The organism is Vibrio sp. Vb1729 (assembly GCF_033338655.1).
Taxonomy (GTDB): domain Bacteria; phylum Pseudomonadota; class Gammaproteobacteria; order Enterobacterales; family Vibrionaceae; genus Vibrio; species Vibrio alginolyticus.
Genome location: NZ_JAWOTB010000022.1, coordinates 189,186 through 209,170, shown reverse-complemented (window position 1 = coordinate 209,170; position 19,985 = coordinate 189,186). Strand labels below are relative to the sequence as shown.

Annotated in this window: 12 protein-coding genes; 9 read left to right on the top strand and 3 right to left on the bottom strand. The window is 45.5% G+C overall.

Features of this window, described 5'->3' with window-relative positions; genetic code table 11:
* Positions 1 to 16 precede the first annotated feature (16 nt).
* Positions 17 to 1,312 (bottom strand): MFS transporter, encoded by a 1,296-nt coding sequence (locus R7E29_RS12205; RefSeq protein ID WP_005374774.1) that lies wholly within the window; start codon positions 1,310 to 1,312, stop codon positions 17 to 19.
* Between the two features lie 339 nt (positions 1,313 to 1,651).
* Between R7E29_RS12205 and R7E29_RS12200 the strand changes: the two genes are divergently transcribed.
* A complete protein-coding gene (locus R7E29_RS12200) occupies positions 1,652 to 3,193 on the top strand; it encodes a sodium:solute symporter (protein ID WP_158173274.1) in 1,542 nt (513 codons plus the stop codon).
* 11 nt (positions 3,194 to 3,204) lie between these two features.
* Positions 3,205 to 4,575, top strand: coding sequence for an L-serine ammonia-lyase (locus R7E29_RS12195; RefSeq protein WP_005374779.1), 1,371 nt, complete (start codon positions 3,205 to 3,207; stop codon positions 4,573 to 4,575).
* 78 nt (positions 4,576 to 4,653) lie between these two features.
* On the opposite strand, the gene glgX is transcribed toward R7E29_RS12195, so the two are convergent.
* Positions 4,654 to 6,645, bottom strand: coding sequence for a glycogen debranching protein GlgX (glgX, locus tag R7E29_RS12190; RefSeq protein ID WP_171342429.1), 1,992 nt, complete (start codon positions 6,643 to 6,645; stop codon positions 4,654 to 4,656).
* Between the two features lie 446 nt (positions 6,646 to 7,091).
* On the opposite strand from glgX, the gene R7E29_RS12185 reads away from it, so the two are divergent.
* The 5 genes from R7E29_RS12185 (at position 7,092) to R7E29_RS12165 (ending at position 13,778) form a co-directional block, all read left to right on the top strand.
* Positions 7,092 to 8,363, top strand: a complete 1,272-nt coding sequence (locus R7E29_RS12185) for a maltoporin (RefSeq protein ID WP_005374784.1) — start codon at positions 7,092 to 7,094, stop codon at positions 8,361 to 8,363.
* A gap of 100 nt (positions 8,364 to 8,463) precedes the next feature.
* Positions 8,464 to 9,273 (top strand): MalM family protein, encoded by an 810-nt coding sequence (locus R7E29_RS12180; protein ID WP_005374786.1) that lies wholly within the window; start codon positions 8,464 to 8,466, stop codon positions 9,271 to 9,273.
* Positions 9,274 to 9,590: 317 nt separating this feature from the next.
* On the top strand, positions 9,591 to 10,097 hold the full coding sequence (locus tag R7E29_RS12175) for a hypothetical protein (RefSeq protein WP_005374788.1): 507 nt from the start codon (positions 9,591 to 9,593) through the stop codon (positions 10,095 to 10,097).
* 120 nt (positions 10,098 to 10,217) lie between these two features.
* Entirely contained in the window at positions 10,218 to 11,849 is a 1,632-nt protein-coding gene (locus R7E29_RS12170) for an alpha-amylase family glycosyl hydrolase (RefSeq protein WP_005374790.1), read from the top strand.
* A gap of 312 nt (positions 11,850 to 12,161) precedes the next feature.
* Complete coding sequence (locus tag R7E29_RS12165) at positions 12,162 to 13,778, top strand: endonuclease (RefSeq protein WP_005374792.1); 1,617 nt, start codon at positions 12,162 to 12,164, stop codon at positions 13,776 to 13,778.
* Between the two features lie 99 nt (positions 13,779 to 13,877).
* Here the strand turns inward: R7E29_RS12165 and pulA are convergent, their stop codons facing one another.
* Complete coding sequence (pulA, locus tag R7E29_RS12160) at positions 13,878 to 17,867, bottom strand: pullulanase-type alpha-1,6-glucosidase (RefSeq protein ID WP_170889943.1); 3,990 nt, start codon at positions 17,865 to 17,867, stop codon at positions 13,878 to 13,880.
* 545 nt (positions 17,868 to 18,412) lie between these two features.
* Here pulA and R7E29_RS12155 point away from each other — a divergent pair.
* Both R7E29_RS12155 and R7E29_RS12150 read left to right on the top strand, forming a co-directional pair.
* Positions 18,413 to 19,609, top strand: a complete 1,197-nt coding sequence (locus R7E29_RS12155; RefSeq protein ID WP_054576570.1) for a tetratricopeptide repeat protein — start codon at positions 18,413 to 18,415, stop codon at positions 19,607 to 19,609.
* A 140-nt stretch (positions 19,610 to 19,749) separates the two neighbouring features.
* Positions 19,750 to 19,938 (top strand): AbrB/MazE/SpoVT family DNA-binding domain-containing protein, encoded by a 189-nt coding sequence (locus R7E29_RS12150; protein WP_017634469.1) that lies wholly within the window; start codon positions 19,750 to 19,752, stop codon positions 19,936 to 19,938.
* Positions 19,939 to 19,985: the final 47 nt, after the last annotated feature.

Sequence of the window (19,985 nt, the reverse complement as noted above, 5' to 3'; positions counted from 1 at the left end):
AGTTTTTGAAATTCAGTTACGCTTTTGCTGCTTCGGCTTTTTTGCTCTTATCGAACACGCCGCCTTTTAGTGTCTCTGGCAGTGATAGCCATAGAAGACCAGCAAGGATCCATACGATTGGTGAACCCCACATTGCGGTTTGTAGGTCGGTACGTTCTTGGATGAAGATAAGTACCATTGGTGCCCACATACCAAGGATACGACCGCCGTGGAATAGCGCCGCGCCGTAGCTACGAAGGTGTGCTGGGAACAATTCTGAGAAGTAACCACCCCATACCGCTGAAGAAGACAGACCGAAGTTGTAAATCAGACCAAGTAGAGCCAGCATGTTTAGGCCGCCAATCACCATGTCGCCAGGTGCAACAAAGAAGATTGAAACCATGATGCCCGCTAGGATGAAGCCAAATGCGTTCACCTTACGACCGAATTTGTCAGCTACCCAACCCCAGAACCACGCACCAAACAGTGAACCAAATGCTGAGATAGAGAAGATGAGACCGATGGTTGCACCGTCGAACATACGTACATCACGTAGGTATGTGGTTACGAAGCCACCAAAGAATTGGAAACCGTAGAAGTTAAGGCCAGCCAGTAATAGACACGTTAGTGTGATCTTACGGTAAGGCTTGCTTAGCATTTCGCCCCAAGAGCCTTTTTTCGCTGGTGCATCTGATTCTTCCGCTTTTGCTTGCTCTTCTTCACCGTAAGCGATCACTTTGCTGTCGCTAGGTAGTACAAAGATCATGACAACAGCCGCTGCCAATGGTGGGATACCACCTACAAGCATTAGGCTTTCCCATGGTGCATCAATACTTGCAATAAATGCTGCATACGCACCCATTACCATCAGTGCTACAGAGAACATAGAAGACGCGAATGCCGTCAACTTACCACGTACCGTTGGCGTAAATAGGCCGATCATCAAGCTTACTGCCACGGTGAAGTAACCACCCAGTGATAAACCAATGATGAAACGCATTGCTGCCCATGTTGTGTAGTCGGTGAACATCATATTGATGATCGTTGCGCCACCGTTCAGGGCTGTGATGGTAATAAGAGTGGATTTCTTACCAAATTTTGTTGCGAACCAAGCACAGCTCAATGCACCGATAAGTGCACCAACCGACTGCCATGTATAGAACTGGGCAGTGTCTGACAGGCTAATACCATCATACGCTTCAACGATGTATGGGCGTACGTAGTCAATAATTACAAAGTTATAACAATAGAAAAAGTAACCAACCAGTATCGCTAGATAGGCAGCTACCCTTTGAATCATAGGAACTTCGCTCATGTGTCTTTTGGCATTCATGACCGATAAACCTCTATTTCACTTAGGATTTGTTGCTATTCAAACTTAAAGAACACGATCTTATTGTGATCATCTTCGATTTCGTGTCGTGGTGAATCATAGTTTTTTTAAGGTCATTAGATCCGTGATCAATATCAATTTTAAAATGAATGCGTACCCAATTAGTGGTTTTTAGTGATGGGAGTCTCATTAAATCGGTCTTTTTGGCATTTTTGAATATATAACCGTCTATATTGGTGATTATAGTCACAGTTATGGCGGGATTATCGTTTAGATATGCTTTTTTAAAGTAATATCCAAGCACAAATAATTAGCACCCAGAATTATGGAAACCCTGAAATGGTTACGTACTCAAGTTTTGTGGTGATTGCGTTATACGTGTTAATCACCATATTAATCAGCTATTTAGTGAATAAGCGCTACAGCAATGGTGGCGACTTTTCTACGGGTGGAAAGCAATTTGGCTGGTTTACGGCAGGTGTTTCGATACTTGCGACTTACATTAGTGCGATGACGTTTGTAGGGATGCCAGGTTGGGTTTATAGCTCTGGTATGGAAGCGATGAGTATTCACCTTAACTATCCCATCGTTATCTTTTTCACCGTCATTTTCTTTGTGCCTGTCTTCTATAAGCTGGGTCTGACTTCGATTTATGAATACCTTGAGCACCGGTTTGGGGTGTATGCAAGAACCATCAACTCGATTGTGTTCATTGTGGTTCAATGTATCTCTGCGGGTGTGATTTTGTATGCCGTGGCGCTGATCTTAGTGCAAGTTCTGCCTATCAGTATTTCTGAAGCCATCATCTACATCAGTATTTTCACCGCTTGCTATACCTATGCGGGCGGGATTTCCACGGTTATCTGGACCGATATGTTGCAATCTGCAGTATTGGTGGCAGGCAGCATCGCTATCTTTGCCATTCTAATGACAGAGATTAATGCGGCAGATTACCTTTCTCGTGATCACCTGAATATCATCAACTTAGACTTTGATTTGGGCGTGGATACCACACTCTGGGCTGGCGTGGTTGCCGTGAGCTTTTTGCATTTGAGTGTGTACGGCACCAACCAATTGATCATCCAACGCACGTTAGCGACGAGATGTGAAAAGACGGCGCAGAAGTCGATGCTGTTGTGTGGTTACGGTGCGTTTTTCGTGTACTTGTTCTTCGCGGTACTCGGTGTTCTTTTGAGTGTTTTCTATCAAGATCAATCGTTTGAAAACAGCAATGAAGTGATTTTGGATTTCGTCTTCAACCACACTAACCCAATCGTCGTTGGTTTGATCATTTCCGCGTTGGCGGCGGCCGCAATGTCGACCTTGGATTCGACCTACAACTCAATTGCGACTGTCGCAACGTTCGATATCTACAAGCGTTTCGTTCGCAAAAGTGCCGATGATGAGCACTACGAAAAAGTCGCAAGAAAGATGAGTTTGCTCGCTGCGGCTATGGTGGTAGTGCCAGCTCTTCTGGCGGTATCGAATGAATCGGTACTCAAAACCATCGCTAGCCTGACTTCCATCTTTGTTGGTATCCGTCTTGGGTCATTCGTGCTTGGCTTATTCTGGGCAAAAGCCAATGAGAAAGGCGTGATCGTTGGCAGTATCATGAGTGTGATTGCGGTGTTTACTGCAATGTATCTCGACGTGGCTTGGCCGTGGTTCGCGCCAATTGGTACGTTTGTCTTCCTTTTGTTTGGTGTGTTAGTAAGCCGTCGTTGGGGCGCTGTGACTGCCGAGCAACAAATTTTTATCAATAATCAAAAACATCTTTTTGCAAAGCCAACCGCAAGCCATTACGGGCTATTGGTGTTCGCTGTGGCGACCATCGCCGCTTGTATGGTTCTCCCTGATTGGCTTTATGCTGCATTGTCGTAATAGGTAAGTTTATGCTGTCCATCTTTGATATTTACAAGATTGGTGTGGGCCCTTCTAGCTCTCACACCAATGGTCCAATGATCGCGGGTTACCACTTCACTCGTTTGATTGAATCGAACTTGGCAAAAGTGGTTCGTATTCAAGTCGATTTATACGGCTCACTCTCGTTAACGGGGATTGGTCACCATACTGACCGCGCAACGATTTTGGGTCTGTTGGGTAACAAACCAGATACCATCAAAATCGCTTCTGCGAATAAAGCGATGCGCAAGGCGATTGAAGAGGGCATGATGTCTGTCGATGGCCGTCATGAAATCGAATTCAACTACAAAACGGACATGTTGTTCCATGAAGAGAACCTTCCTCTGCATGAGAATGGCATGACGATTACTGCGTTAGATGCGCACGGCAATCAGGTTGGGTTTGAAACTTACTACTCAATCGGTGGTGGTTTCATCGCAACGGCGGATGAACTGCAAAATGGCAGTGCGACTGCTCCCGTAGAAGTTGAGTTTCCATTCTCCAGTGCGGACGAAATGTTGGCACAGGCAGAGAAGAACGGCATGAGCCTCGGCGGTATGATTCTGAAAAACGAACAAGCGTTTCAGGAAATGGAAGCCATCAATCAACGCGCAGAACAGATCTGGCGTGTGATGACGCGTTGCATGGAGCGTGGTTTCGAAACAGAGGGCATCTTGGATGGCGGCTTGAATGTGACCCGCCGTGCGCCTAACTTGCTGAAGAAGCTTGAAGCAAATGCAGCAATCGAAAACGATCCAATGGAAATCATGGATTGGATTAACCTGTTTGCTTTTGCTGTGAGTGAAGAAAACGCGGCTGGTGGACAAGTCGTAACGTCGCCAACTAATGGTGCGGCGGGTGTAATTCCGGCGGTATTGATGTACTACCATCGCTTCATCAAAGAGCTCGATACCAAACAGCTTAAAGACTTCCTTGCTGTATCCGGTGCGATTGGCATTTTGTACAAAACTAATGCGTCTATCTCGGGTGCCGAAGTGGGTTGTCAGGGCGAAGTCGGTGTTTCTTCTTCTATGGCGGCAGCTGGCTTGACCGCGCTACGTGGTGGCAGCAATGAACAAATTTGTATTGCGGCCGAGATCGCCATGGAGCACTCACTAGGCATGACTTGTGACCCAATTGGTGGCTTAGTGCAAGTACCGTGTATTGAGCGTAATGCAATGGGTGCAATGAAAGCGATCAATGCATCTCGCATGGCACTAAAGCGTAATAGTAAATGTTTGATCTCGTTGGATAAGGTGATTGAAACCATGTACCAAACGGGCAAGGACATGAACAAGAAATACCGCGAGACGTCACTGGGTGGGTTAGCTTTGATTCACCTAGCGCCGCCTTGCGAATAATGAGTTAGGCACATCTAACCAACAAAAAAGCCGAAGCACTGAGATGCATCGGCTTTCCTTTTTTGGAGCGTTTATAACTTAGCTATGCGTTTGCTCACCTTTTGGTGTGCTTTGGTTTGGTTGATAGTGCAAAATCACCATCGAGGTGGGTGACAGCAAGACTTCGCCTTCAGCATGTCCTGGGTTGAGATTACGTACGTTTGTATCACAGATCGTCACCCATTCTTGCTTTCGCTCATTGGGGAGCTTAAAGCGAGCTGTGGCGTTAGTTTGGTTGATGAGGTAGACCAGCTCTTGCCCTTCTTTACCGATACCAAGGTGAAGTGCGACAGAGCTTAAACGGTTCCAATCATCGTGCTCCATTAAGCGACCGTCTGTACGGTGCCAGAAAATACGGTTGTTATTGCGATTCTCGCCACTGAAAGCTCGGATAAATGGCACCATGTATTGATTTCGGTTGGCGACCATTTGTGACATCCATGCTTTGAAATGTTGCTTACGTTCTGTCTCTTCCCAGTTCAGCCAACTGGTTTCGTTATCTTGGCAATAGGCATTATTGTTACCGCCTTGGGTGTGAGACAGAACATCAGCAGTGAGAATGTGTGGGATACCGAAGGCAAACAGCAAGCTAGCAATAAGGTTGCGTTTTTGCTTTTCACGCGTGGCGATAATCATCAGATTTTCCGTCTCGCCTTCAACACCGTAGTTTTCTGAACGATTGTCACCGTGACCGTCGCGATTTTCTTCGCCATTGGCTTCGTTATGTTTGTGCTTGTAAGACACTAAATCTTGCAGTGTGAAGCCATCGTGATACGTGATGTAATTTACGGTGAGTTTGTATGGCCAGTTCGCTGCACTATAAATGTCACGAGAGCCCATTAATCGAGTGGCAAACTCTTTTAAATAGCCTTGATCACCGCGCCAAAAACTGCGGGAAATATCACGCAGTTTGTCATTACATTCGTTCCAACCAAATGGAAAGTTACCCACTTGGTAGCCATTTGGACCAATATCCCAAGGCTCGGCAATCAATTTGGTTTCACGCAAAATTGGGTCTTGCGCAACGGCTTTAAAGAAAGCTGCTTCTGGGTTGTAATCATCGCCCTGTCGACCTAACGTTGCAGCCAAGTCAAAACGGAAGCCATCGACTTTAAATTCGCTAACCCAGTAGCGCAATGTATCCATCACAAGGTTTAAGGCTGGTTGGTAGGTGAGATCCACTGTATTTCCGCAGCCGGTGTAATTGGCGAAGTGGTTGCCATGTTTGATGTAAAAACGGGAATCGAGGGCCTTCAGGTTGAAGATTGTAGGCCCTTCACCACCTTCAGCAGTGTGGTTGTAAACCACGTCGAGAATCACCTCAATGCCGTTTTTATGCAATTCGCGAATTGTTGTTTTTAATTCCGTAACGGCGTCTTGTTCTGCGTAGCGCGGATCGGGCACCATAAAGAGATAAGGGTTGTATCCCCAATAATTGACCTTTTCCATCTCTAGTAGATGAGGCTCATGCATGCATGCTGCGACAGGTAGCAATTGCAGCGTGTTGATGTTTTGCTGTTTGTAAAAGGCCAGCATTTCAGGTGATGCAAGACCTAAATAGCGCCCCTTCAGCTTGTCCTCAACCTCTGGGTGGCGTTGGGTAAGCCCTTTGACGTGCGTCTCAAACAATACCATCTCTTCTCTGGGTATACGCGGGTGATCCGTGTTTTGCCAGTCAAAATCATCTTCGATAACGACGCACTTCGGCATATCGAAACTTTTGGCTGGAGAGTAGGGAGGGTGATAGTGGAGGGCTTTATCTATTGATTTTGCGTACGGATCAGAAATTAACAGTGGCTCGTCCTTGTGGGAGACAAGGTAACCGTATTTTTGCCCCGGCTTAATATCTGGAATAAAAGTATGACGTATGCCAGCGTATTCATTCGGTAAACCGTGAAGCTCGTAGCTGCCATCGTTTGCAAACAATGCCAGTTGAATGTCTTTTACGCCCGGAGCATGAATAGAGAAGTTACAGCCTTCTTTATTCAATGTTGCGCCCAGGGGGTAGGGGCGAGAGAGAAGTCGTGTCATCGGAGATACTTTATTTAATATTTATTGCTACCTTTAGGAAACTATAAGTTAAAAACTTTGTCTTACTAAGGTCAACCACCCTAAATATAAAAATATTCGTGTAATTTAATTACTTTATGTGACGGCTTAGAGTCAAAAATATGAAATGGCTATCACTTTGTAGCGGCTCAAAACCGAACAAACTTACTAATTCCTCCCTAGATTGGTGATCTGACTCGAAAAAACACCATTCGGTAAATTTTCTACTCCCTTCTCATCCCCCTTAAATTAGTTTAGGGCGGAGGAAGTCATCCTTGTACGCCTCGGGTAATCTCACAACTGTTGAAACAAACGGGGATTCGTTCCCATCTTACCTCTCTTTCTTTAGGTGTGTTTTTACTGCCTATATTCACCTAAAAGAGTGAGCAGGGAAGACAGAATTATAAATACCCTTAATGGAGTTAAGAATGAAAAAAGTAAGTGCAATTGCTGCTGCTGTAGCTGCAACTTTAGCTGCTGGTTCTGCATTCGCAGTGGATTTCCACGGTTACATGCGTGCTGGCGTTGGCGTGAACGCTGACGGTGGTCAACAATTAACATTCGAAAAGAACAAGATCGGTCGTCTAGGTAATGAAAGCGATATCTACGGCGAGATTCAACTAGGTAAAGAAGTTTACAACAACAACGGCAAAACGTTCTACGTAGACTCTATGGTTGCAATGACTTCTAACGGTTCAAACGACTGGGAAAGCACTTCTGCTAACTGTGGTTTGGATAACGGCGAAGTGAAATGTGTAGACGATGCACAATTCGCACTACGTCAGTTCAACGTTCAAGCTAAAGGCCTACTAAACTTTGCTCCTGAAGCAACGCTTTGGGCAGGTAAACGCTACTACCAACGTCACGACATTCATATCTCTGACTTCTACTACTGGAACATCTCTGGCGCGGGCGCTGGTGTTGAAGGTATCGAAGCTGGTCCTGGTAAAGTTTCTTTCGCTTGGGTTCGTAACGACCGCGGCGATATCGCAGACCCAGGCAACGATGGCGGCGCAACAAACGTAAACACTCTAGACGTACGTTACGCAGGTCTTCCTCTATGGGACAACGGCTCTCTAGAAATGGGCTTGAACTACGCAATTCTTAACGAAACTGACGCTGCGCCAAACGGCACTAAAGATGCGAAAAACGGCGTAATGTTCACAGCAGAATTGACTCAAGGTCTAGACGCTGGTTTCAACAAAACAGTGCTTCAGTACGGTACTGAAGGTTACTCAAAAACAATGGCATTCTACGGCGACGGTAGCTGGTACGGCGCAGAAGCTGACAACGGTGCATCTGGTTACCGCCTAATCAACTGGGGTGTAATCGGCATGGGCGACAGCTGGGAAATGGGTCACCAGCTAGTGTACGGTGTTGGTGAAGACATGTGGGCTGGCCAAGACAAGTGGGAAACAATGTCTGTTGTTGTTCGTCCAATGTACAAATGGGATGACAACCACAAAACTATTTTCGAAGCTGGTTACGCTATCGACGATAACGACGGCGAAGAAAACAAATACGGTAAGCTAACTGTTGCTCAAGCATGGTCTGCTGGCTCTAGCTTCTGGGCTCGTCCTGAAATCCGTGTTTACGCTTCTTACCTAACGGCTGACAAAGAAGACAACTCAAACACATTTGACAACGGTCGTTCAGACGATACGTTCCAGTTCGGTGTACAAGCTGAAGCTTGGTGGTAATCATCTAACCACTAAGTCCTAAATTGTCCTAGAATGATACAGCCAGAACTTATCTGGCTGTATTTATTTAAAAAACAATAAAGAGTCGAGGTAGACAGTAATGAAAAAATGGCTTGCTCCCGTACTGCTGGGCATGTTGGCTACTGGTTGTGCGTCTGTAGAACAAGTAGAGATGAGTCCAAAAGGTCAGCAACAAGTGATCACGCAATCGGGTGATATTCAATGGGTACCGCTTAACGTGCCTGTGGTTACTGAATTCGCTTTGACTGATAAAAGCCAAATGTTGTTGGATGGTAACAGTGCTGGCGCTATTGCAGCGTTTGCTCTTCCAGGTAACCGTGGCAGTCTCGATATCAAATTAGAGACATTCGTAAGTAAAGAACTTCAATTTTATGCTCCTAATGTCGCAGTGATGAACTCGGCAGGAGAAACCATTTACCAAGCAGATTTTTCAAAGTTTAAGTACGAACCAGCAAAACTGTTGGACAATGATAAATTCGTACTTGATCTCAATGTGATTCCAGACATGACAGGTAACGATCTGCATGTGTTGGTTTACACTACTTCCGCCGATCTAAAAGGAAGTACACAAGTTTTACACCCAGCAAAAGCCTTCGCCATGGCGCGTCACACTCAGCCGCCAGATATTGCAGACCCTCTAGCGAAACATAGCCCACTAGGTCAGTTCCGCTTTTCGGTATCCGCGAATGATATTGTGAATACTAAGATTGTTGCGAAAAACGACAACATTCCCCAAGGTACGGACCTTACTAGCTACTACTACAGCTCAATTGAAGCGGCAGTCGCAGCGAATGATATTCCGAAAGCGCTCACTTTGCTTGATGAAGCAAAAGAGCTAGGTATTGAAGGTGCACAACAAGTTTTTGTGAAAGCCGTAAATAGAAAATAATCAGATAAAAAAAGGTCAGCATTTCGCTGACCTTTTTCATAGAAAATAAACTAATAAAAATACCCCTACATAGAGTTACCTTATTCACATAATTATTTTTATTACTTTGTTTTTTATATAGGTTGGATCAATAATTAATGGCAGTTCCTAATTTATTTTTTGTACTTAGGAAATAAACAAACTTCTCGAAGTGATTTAAATTCACAATCTGACGATATTTATTTGGCGTTTGATATTTCCATTTTAATAACGATTAATATTTCTTTTAACCGTTGAGTTTATTTTGCTTTGGATATACTAAAAAGGAATTACGTGAAATGAACATGATGAAGACCTCTCTTGCTGCTGCTCTACTTGTTGCCTTAGTGGGTTGTCAATCGACTGCAGAACCAGAAGCGGCCGCAGAGCCTGTTGTTAATATGTCTCAAGACGAAGTGGTTGCTTTCATGAAAGCGTGTGACAACCCAGATAGCACAGCGAAAGGACCTATTTCTAAACCACTATTTGTGGTGGGTACGTTTGCGGATTCCGATTGGAAACACGTGCCTCAGCGTCAATACACCTACAAAGGGAATAATTTCTACCAAGCCGTGGTTCAAGAAAAAGTAGGCTCCTACAAAATGCAGTATGCGACCGAGTTGTGGTTCCCACAATTTACCGCAAAAGGTAATAGAATGAACGTTGGTGAATTAACACCATTAACATTTGGTGGTTACGGTACGGATACTTCGGTTGATATTAAAGAAGATGGTAAATATGTATGGAGTCTTCAGTTTGAAGGAAAAGGCAAACCTGTTCATGTCATGGTAAATAAGTGCCAATAATATTCCATTCAGTTATTTAAAATCTATTTTTATTTATTAACCCCTGCATGAAACACATGTCGGGGTTAATTTTATTACTCAAATTTCCGTAGTTTATTTGAGTAAGTTAGGGAGAATAAAATGCGTAATATCCTACGTAACCATCGCCTGTCTCGATCGTTGCTTGCGTTAAGTGTGATTGGTGCTTTATCTGCGTGTAATTCTTCTGGTGGTGGCGACACTAATAGCAGCACTCCGCTACCGGATACCAGTTATGCTTGCCAAGCCAATGTCATGGCGCAAAGTAACCAACTTCGTACTTATCAAATCATGGTAGAGAGTTTTGTGGATGGTGATGCGAGCATTGGTCACGGTACAGGTTATGGCACCAGCCATCATAACGGCGATTTGCAAGGAGTGATTGATTCACTCGATTACATCCAAGATTTAGGGATGAACGCGATTTGGTTGACGCCAGTTTTTGAATCGGAAGCGATAGCGGGCCAAGAACACTGGGCCGATCGTCTGGATGCCACGGGCTACTTTGCAACGGATTACTTCACCATTGATCCACGTTTTGGTGATTTAGAAACGGCGAGAACCTTGGTCGAGGAAGCACACAAACGCGGCTTATACGTGTTTTTTGATGGTGTATTTGGTCATCACAAAGATGGTTTGATCAAACCATCTCCTTCCGGTTTGTTGCCATCGGGATCGAGCAATCCCGTTGATTACCCGGCCAGTCTCGATTTCTACAAAGAAGTGGCAACGTATTGGATCAAAGAACTGAAGATTGACGGCTGGCGTTTAGATCAAGCCTATCAAGTTCCGACAGACGCTTGGACACAAATTCGTAAAGCCGTCGATGAAGCCTCACAAAGTGTGACGTACACCAATAGCAAAGGCGAACAAGTGAATCCGTTGGGTTACATGGTGGCAGAGATTTGGAAAGGGGAGTCTGAAATCGCGAATGAGGCGTATGGATCGAACAGCGATCCAGCATTGTGCTCTGCGTTTGACTTCCCTATGCGATATCGCCTCGTTGAAACTTTGGCCGTGAATGAGAGCGGCGTGGGTGGTCGCGGTGCGGATTGGTTAGACAACGGCTACAGCACACACAACCAATATCCAACACATGCGCAGCCGAATTTGATGATCGGCAACCATGATTTAGTGCGCTTTGGTGACTTGTTACAGCGCGGAAATTTAGCGGATGTGAATGATGCAGAATATTGGTTACGCCATAAAGCCGCGTTTGCTTTCCAAGCGGCGTACACCGGGCCAATCACGTTGTACTACGGTGATGAAATCGGGGATCAAGTGGATGGTTTTGCCGTAAAAGAAGACAACAGCACCTGCGCCATTCAAGGTTTGTGCGATGATCACGTTGCGCGCAGCAGTGCGAAAATTGAAGGCGTGACGGCGACGCTTGATGCAAACCAAGCCGATCTCAAATCTTATGTGACATCGCTGATGACAATGCGCGATGCGCATCCTGCACTTTATCAGGGGTCACGCACGAATTTAGTTGCGAGTAACGGCAGTTATGTGGACTTGAAACAATCTGGTTCGGACAAAGTCTTGTTTGCGCTAAATACCTTAGAGAGCGCTAGAAGCGTCACTCTTACTCAGGAGAGTGTTGGTACTGGTGAGTTGGTGGATTTGCTTACGAAAGAAAAAATTACTCCGAGCAATGGTCAATATCAGATTCTGATGTCGCCACTACAAGGACGATTCTTTGCGGTAAAACCTTACGGAATTATCCAGAATTGATGCTCACCAGTTGAGCTGACCACAAGCTTTCTTATAAACAAGCCAAGTGTTGTTGCTGACCCCATAGGCGCACACTTGGCTTTTTTCTGTCTGTTTTACTTTTCCCTTAATGGTTTTACGACGATGTAGCCAACAAGTTGCTTCGCTTTTTGTATTGGCGTTTGTTTTCAGCAGATGGATATTTGTGAGATAAGCTGCACATTAAAAAGTAAATTAACACTTGTGCAACGTAAAAATGTGACTGAAGGATTACTTATGCCCCACTAATATGTTTATCGTGTTTGGGATTTATATAACTAATGGAAAAGTATAATGAAATCCATAACGAACTCCCTCTGTCTCCTTGCTGCTGTTAGCTCGCCGTTTGCATATAGCCAAATTATCAACGGTGACTTTGAACAGTGGAATGGCAATGTACCTACGCAGTGGTCAGAGATTGACGCTGGCATTGCAGTGTCGCCAAGCAGCGAGCAAATCAAATCGGGTGGTCTGGCTGCCCAGGTCGTCGTGAATACAGGTACCCAAAGCAACACCGACTTTTTGCAAACCATTAATGTGGAGCAAGGGAAAACCTATCCGTTTTCTGTCTCGGTTTATCATACCGAAGGAAATGTAAAAGCACGTCTGGTGGTTGATGGTTATCACAATTACTCGAACCCACAACAGATAAACCAGTGGCAAGAGCTCGCGCACAACTACACAGCGAGCTCGAACAAGACCATCAACGTCGGTTTGCGTTTTTACGATGAAGCCAGTTTTGATGGCTCAGAAGTTGTCTACGTCGATAATTTTCAACCGACTGAGACGAGTACACAACCTCCTGTAGAAAGTTGTAGTGATCACCAAGTGGTCTTGACTCTCACAACCGATAACTATGGTTCAGAAACTAGCTGGACGTTAAAAAACAACCAAGACGAAGAGCTGTTTTCTGGTCAGGGGTACGAGTCAGCAACTACCATTGAAAAGAGCATGTGCTTAGCTGACGGTAACTACCAATTCACGATTCAAGATGAGTATGGTGACGGCATTTGTTGTGGCAGTGGCGCGGGGTCTTACACGCTGACTGAGGGAGATAAGACTCTTGCTTCTGGCGCTGAATTCTCGAAAAGTGAAACCACCGATTTTACGTTAGGTGACTCAACCACGACCCCACCAGTGGTTGATGGTTACTATCAAGCGGCATCTGGTAAGACGGGCTACGCTCTAAAAACGGCGCTGTTTAACATCATCAACAACCACACTAGCCGAGGTTATTCTGCGGTGTGGACCTTGGTAAAAGATGCCGATATTGATCGTTATTACGAAAATGATGGCTCTATTCTCGATATGTATTCTGAAAAGCCATCTGGTAGCGATACAGTAAGCTTTACCAAAGTCACAGACCAATGTGGCCAATACAAAACGGAAGGGGATTGCTACAACCGTGAGCACTCTTTCCCGAAAAGCTGGTTTGGCGGTAAGGTTGAGCCGATGAACTCAGACGGTCATCACTTGTTTGCAACCGATGGTTATGTAAACGCGAAGCGCAGTAATTGGCCATTTGGTGAAGTGGGCACCGCGACCTACGTGTCTAGTAATGGCTCTAAACTTGGCCAAGCAAGCACTAGTCTGGGCTACTCCGGTACGGTGTTTGAGCCGATTGATGAGTTTAAGGGCGACTTCGCCCGTGCTTATTTCTACATGGCAACCCGCTATGAAAATGTTGTAGGTAACTGGGAAGGCAATTCAAGCAATGCGGATGCTGTCCTTGATGGTTCAAGTTCAACGGTTTTTGAACCTTGGATGTTAAACATGCTGAAACGTTGGCACAAAAATGATCCCGTTAGTGAAAAAGAACGAAATCGGAATCAACAAGTGTTTGATTTTCAGGGCAATCGTAATCCATTCATTGATCATCCTGAGTTTGTTGAACAGATTTGGGGAAACTAACGCCTTTTTGATTTTGGTATCCACCATTTAGTGACGCCAACAAAACAAAGGGGAAGCGTGATGCTTCCCCTTTTTCATTACGGATGTTTTTAAATGAAACTAGTTTTTCGTTACCGTCACGATTGGCGCCGACTTGTCAGCCGCGTTGAAGTGGAAGTTGTAATTTCCTGCTTCTGCAATCGCAATTTTCAGGTTTGCACTACCGCCACCGACTTCCATCGTTAGCGCTTTACCAAGCTCAACACTGCCTTCGCCACCGAAGTTGGTGTCTGCTGCCCAGTCTGCGCTAGCAACTTTCATCTCGTAGTTGCCCGCCGCTAGGGGAATGTCTAGCGAATAAACGTCATTTGCAACATAGCTGAACTTCGCTGTTGAGTCTTGTGCTGGAGCATCCCATGTAGTGATAGTGCCACGTAAGTAAAGTGCTGTTTCACCGAATGTTGGTGCATCTGCTGACTTGGTCACTGACACGACCGGTTTTTCTACGCTTTCATCTTGAACATGCAGCGCGTTCAGAGTGAAGTTGTACTTACCTGTTTCAGCAACAGACAGCTTACAGTTACCTTCTGAACCTAATTCTAGTGAACCAGAAGCTATATTCGCAGCATCACAACCGATGTTTGGATTTGCCCAACCAGAGTCCGCGAATTTGAACTCGTGTTCACCAGCTTCAAGAACGCCAGTTACAGAGTACATACCGTTGCCAATAAAGGTCATCGCCCAATCACTGCTATCAGACCACTCGTTCATCGTGCCTTTCACGTAAACAACGGTTTCGCCGTAAGGAGGAATACTCGATACGTCTTTGTTATCCGTGTTTACTGGTAGGCCAGCACCTTGCGCGCCGTTTTGTGGCTGCACGAATACCGCTGTTGTCAGTGCTGGTACTGTGAAGGTTTCATTGGTGAAGCTTGCACCTTTCACGATGTCATCCGCAGAGTTTTGTTGAACTTCATGTAACTCGAAACCAGTTGCGCCAGCAACTTTGAAAGATTTCTCAGTTGATGTTGAGTTCACAACGGCCACGACAGCATCGTAGTTCGAATCTAAATCGGCACCTGCTGATGTACCATCGTCGATAGACATCACAATCAAGCCTTCCACTTGGTCTTTCCCTACGTTGCGGAAGTCAACACGGTTCATCACTTCTTGCGCGGTATCTAGGCGGAACAGTTCGCTTGTGCTACGGATTTTTAGTAGCTCTAGGAATTGTTGCTTAGTCAGCTCGATGTCGGTTGAGTCTGGTTTCGCCGTGCTGTCACCAACGATGGTTTTGATCAACTCCCAGTTTGCACCGTCTTTGTCTTCACGTGGTAGACCAACGTTCCAGTTATTGTCGCTTCCGTCGAAGAATACACGGTTGAACCAGTCACCAGAATCGTACGAGTCGCGCTGCATAGATTTAGAGCGCAATAGCTCAGAACCCATGTGGATAAATGGAATGCCTTGACCAAGCATCACCGTTGATAGGGACACAGACTGCATACGTGCACGCTCGGCAGATGAAGTGCCTGTCGCAATCTTGTAGGCGTTGTTATCCCACAATGTTTGGTTGTCGTGCTTAGACACGTAAGAGATGTTCTCTGATGGCACTTTCGTGTAGCCTGCAGGCGCACCATTGTAATCAACGTTCTTGCCCAGTTTGGTTTCGCCTTTGTAATCAAGAAGGATGTAATCAGCCAAGTTACCAGCCATACCTAGACGAACCAGATCTTGGTTGTGTAAACGACCATTCACCGATTCTGCGTCAGTTTTGGTTTCTTCGTTAGGATAAGCAGCATTACCAAAGCCCTGGTTGAAGCGAAGTGGGTGCTTACCTTCAGAATCTACACCGCCATCAAATGGGCTTCCGCCACGAACTGCGTCACGCAGACGATCAGAGAAAGTACCGATTTCTGTCCCTGCCATGTTGACTTGTGTCGCCTGATCGAAGCGAGCGTTTTGCGCGACTTCACCAAAGTCCCAACCTTCGCCGTAGAACAGAGTATTCGGATCAATTTCACGGACTTTTTCAAGTGCGTAAACCATCACATCTTTCGGCTGGTGGCCCATAAGGTCAAAACGGAAACCATCGACTTTATAGTCATCCGCCCATACCATCAATGAGTCAACCATTAGTTTACCCATCATCAAGTTCTCGGTTGCGGTGTTATCACAACAGGTTGAGTTTTCGACGCCGCCAGTGTTGACGTTTAGGCGGTGGTAGTACCCAGGGACAATCTTATCCAGTACGGATTTTTCGTTCACACCAGATGCATTTGTGTGGTTGTACACGACGTCCATGACCAGTTTCAGATCCATTTTATGCGTCGCTTGAACCATTTCGCGGAACTCAAGAATACGCTTAGACCCGTTAGGATCGGTCGCATAACTGCCTTCTGGCACGGTGTAGTGGTAAGGGTCGTAACCCCAGTTGAAGCTGTCTAGCATGCGAAGATCGTTCATCAACGCTTGTGCTTTGCCCGTTTTTGGGTCGTAGCTATTTAATACCTCTTCAATTACTTTGCCGTCATCTTCGGTCTCACAAATGGAGGCTTCTGGCTTGATGCCACAAAGTTTACCCACGGTGTCGGTGATATCGACTCGCTTGTCAGCGTCTTCATCCACGGTTGCAATATCAAATGCTGGCAAGATATGTAGCGTTGTTAGGCCAGCATCTTTTAAAGCTTGTAAGTGAGATACAGACTCACGCTCAGGTTCTGTAAGCGCCAGATATTTGCCATCAAGACTTGGTGTGCCTTTGCTGTCGTTAAAGCTGAAATCACGAATGTGTGACTCGTAAAGGACGTGGTCTTCGTCTTTTTTAACTGTTGGGCGTGCGTAGTTTTTCCAATCTTGAGGCATTAAGCTTGGATCATCTAAATCAACCACTTGCGAGTATCGTGAGTTCTTAGACAAGCTCATTGAATATGGGTCTGTTACCAAACGCGTTTCAACGACGCCAGTTGTTGGGTGGTATACCTTAACTTGGTAGCGATAGTATTTGTTGACAACGTTGCTTTGTGCCTCAGAAACCCAGATACCTGTTGCTGGGTCTTCCGTCATGGCAACGGTCGCTTCTTCTGCTAAGTTTTCATCGTAGATTATCAGATCAACATCTTGGGCAGTTGGTGCCCATAGTTTGAAGGTTGCGGCACCGCCTTCCACAATCGCACCGAGTTCTTGACCGATCGCGTTACCTGCCTTGGAATCGGCAAACACCGCATCCAAAACGCCCGGTTTTTGCACTTCAGTTGCAGAAATGACGTCACCATTTGCGTTGTAAGCCACCATAACGATTTGTGACTTCAGGATCGTACGCAAGGTCGCGTCATCGACATCGATACCCGCAGCTTGAAGGCTAGCAAGGTGACGGAAGCGTGATTTCAGACCATCAGACAACTCACCAGCTTTTGTCAGCTCAACCGCTGTACCACCAGAGATTTGCTTATCTTCATCCATTTTGATGTCATTGCTAAGGCTGTAGAACAGCTTCATGGAATCCGCACTGGTCGCCGCTTCCCATGCAATGGTGTTGGCGTCTAACCAATGGGCTTTTTGACCATCAATATCAACAGGGCGCTCTTCTATTGGCTCGTAGTAAAGTTCACTGCTGCCGTGGAAGCCAAACAAACCTTTCGATTCGCCGATTTTCGTCAACTCTACTTTTGAGTTTGCGCTGCCGAACGCTTTCTCATCACCTTTGTGCAGAATGAAGTTCATGCATTCGTGTGGGTCAGAGGCGTCTGGGTTTATTTTCAGTACGTAGTAAGCACCGTAGGTGTCGTTGATGCCATCGAATGGGTGTGGCGCAGACCAATCCGTTCCTGTTCCCGGAATGCCCATTGCGTCTAAATCTGTGCTGGTACAGCCCTCACCGTTCCATAGGTGCAAGCCCCAACCTTCGTAGTCGCTTGCTGTTGAAGCTGATGCTACATCACGTTTGTAATAAATGACGACTTCGTTCTCTCCCGCAGGGTACAAGCCTGAGCCAGGGTTCGTCGTATCTTCGTTCGTGCTATCACTACCACAACCGCTGATTACCGCGACGGAAATCAAAGGCAGTACGGTTTTGGCAATTGTTGATAATTTAAATGTCTTATTGTCCACGTTTACAAATCCATTGTTATTGAATTGATATTGAGCTGCGCGCTGCCTTCGCTGACTCAATCATCAAGAAGGTTTTGCACACGCTAGAAAGGCAGATGCCAAAAAAGGAAATGTTCAATTAGATGCTAATACACTGAATCATCAGCAAAATGTGAGAGCAGGCTGTTAAGTTTTTTACAGGTGCAAATTTTCTGTCACAGTCGATTTTGTTCACAAATTAAATAATAAAACAGGCGCATAGTGAGAGATTCTGCACATCATTAAAATGTAAATTTTTATGGGATGAGTAAGGGGGGATGATAGGGGATGAGAATGTCTCAGCCCCAAAACCGTGATTAAGTTCTATAAAAATGAGGGCTATATTTTTCTTTTAAAAATAAGTTGCAGTGATGTTGAATAAAATACCGCCATTAAGTCTTCGCAGCTTCAGATTTTCGCTAAGTGGTCGTTATATAATGAAGGTAGTCGGCGTTATGTCGGCGCGTAATCATAAGATTTCCCTGAAAGGGAGTTAAATTGGGCCCTGAAACCAAAAGAGGCTATTTATGAGTAGTATGGGCATTGCCATTGCGGCAACTGGCCTTTCACTCGTCCTGATATTTGTGTGGATGATCTCGTTGTCGATGCGGAAACAGAGACTCGAGGCAGAGAGGAAAGCTCGCGAAGCCGCTTATCGAAAGGCGATGCATAAAGCGCGAGAGCAAGAGCGTAAAGAGCGAGAGTTCAAAGCAGAAACCGGGCATATCCCCACCATTTTATTTCTAGCGAAAGAAGCCGAAAAGGACAACATTCGTCAAGCGCTGTATTGGTATGATAAAGCAGCTAAATTGGACAATGTGACGGGGATGTACGGCATTGTTCGCTTAAGTGAACGCATGCGCGAAGATGTGATTTTAAAAGAGCAGGCAAACTTCTGGCGTACCGCAATTGCGGGAATGGAAGGGGATACCGAAGCGAAATTTTCGACGGGCAAGGCCTTGGTCTTTGGTCGAGGAACTGAAAAAAATATCCCAAAAGGTAACCAACTGATTGAAACTGCCGCCGAAGAAGGCTGCATTGATGCCATGATTTATATGGGGGAATGGCAGCTTTCACCAGATAATAGTGCAGGACGCAGTGCAGATGCGCTTTACTGGTTTATGAAAGCGGCGGAAAAAGACAGTGCGGATGGCAAAATCCAAGTCGGCTTATGTTACCTAAATGGCATTGGTACAGAAAAAAGCATGGTTAAAGGTTGCTACTGGCTGGAACGGGCCGCGGAAGGTGGCAGTGCTAAAGCGATGTATCATGCTGGCGAAGCGTGGAAGGATAAAGGTAAAACGGGTAATGCAATTGCTTACGTTTGGCTGTTTCTTGCTGCTAATATGGGCTACCAACCTGCACGTACGTTGCGTGATGAAGTGGCAACCAATATTGGTGTTGATGTTGTCGTTGGATTGCAGTCCATAGCGAAGCCGTTGCAAAGAAAGCTGGCCTCAGGAATGGTGAGAAAGCACTCTATTATTCGAGCCCTTAACAAAGTGTACAAACGCGAAGCGTATTTTCCTGCGGAAGAGGAGCTCAATGCGGTGTTGAATGATGAGAATAAAGACGTCTCCGAAGCTTGGGAGGAGACATCAACACTAGATTTTCAGCCTAAGATGACAACGGTAACAGCAGAAGACCAGGCAAGCACATCGCCTAACGAAAAAAAACTCTCTAAAGATGCGCTCGATTTCACTCAAAACTTCCTTCAGCCATAACCTATCTTATCCAGAAGCCTCAAGATTGAGGCTTTTCTTTTGTCTTTAAAATGTTACGCCAAATCCAAGTCAGCTTAATGTCTTTGAGGCTAGACATCCAATGACGTGAAAACTCATTTTCGACATTTGGAGGACGAAAGATGATAAGTCAACCTGTTAAAATCGGTGACGACACCGCCGTAGTCATTCCAAGCGTAATCCTGGCTCAGCTCGGGATAAGGGAAGGAGATACCCTAGAAATCGCACTGAATAAAGACAAAATGGAAATTAAGAAGATGGTGTTGAAAACCAGCGCTCCAACTTACTCTGAAGATATTGAGGAGAATTGAGTTAGAGAATCTTGGTTTGTCGGATACACTACTGGTTTCGCAAAACT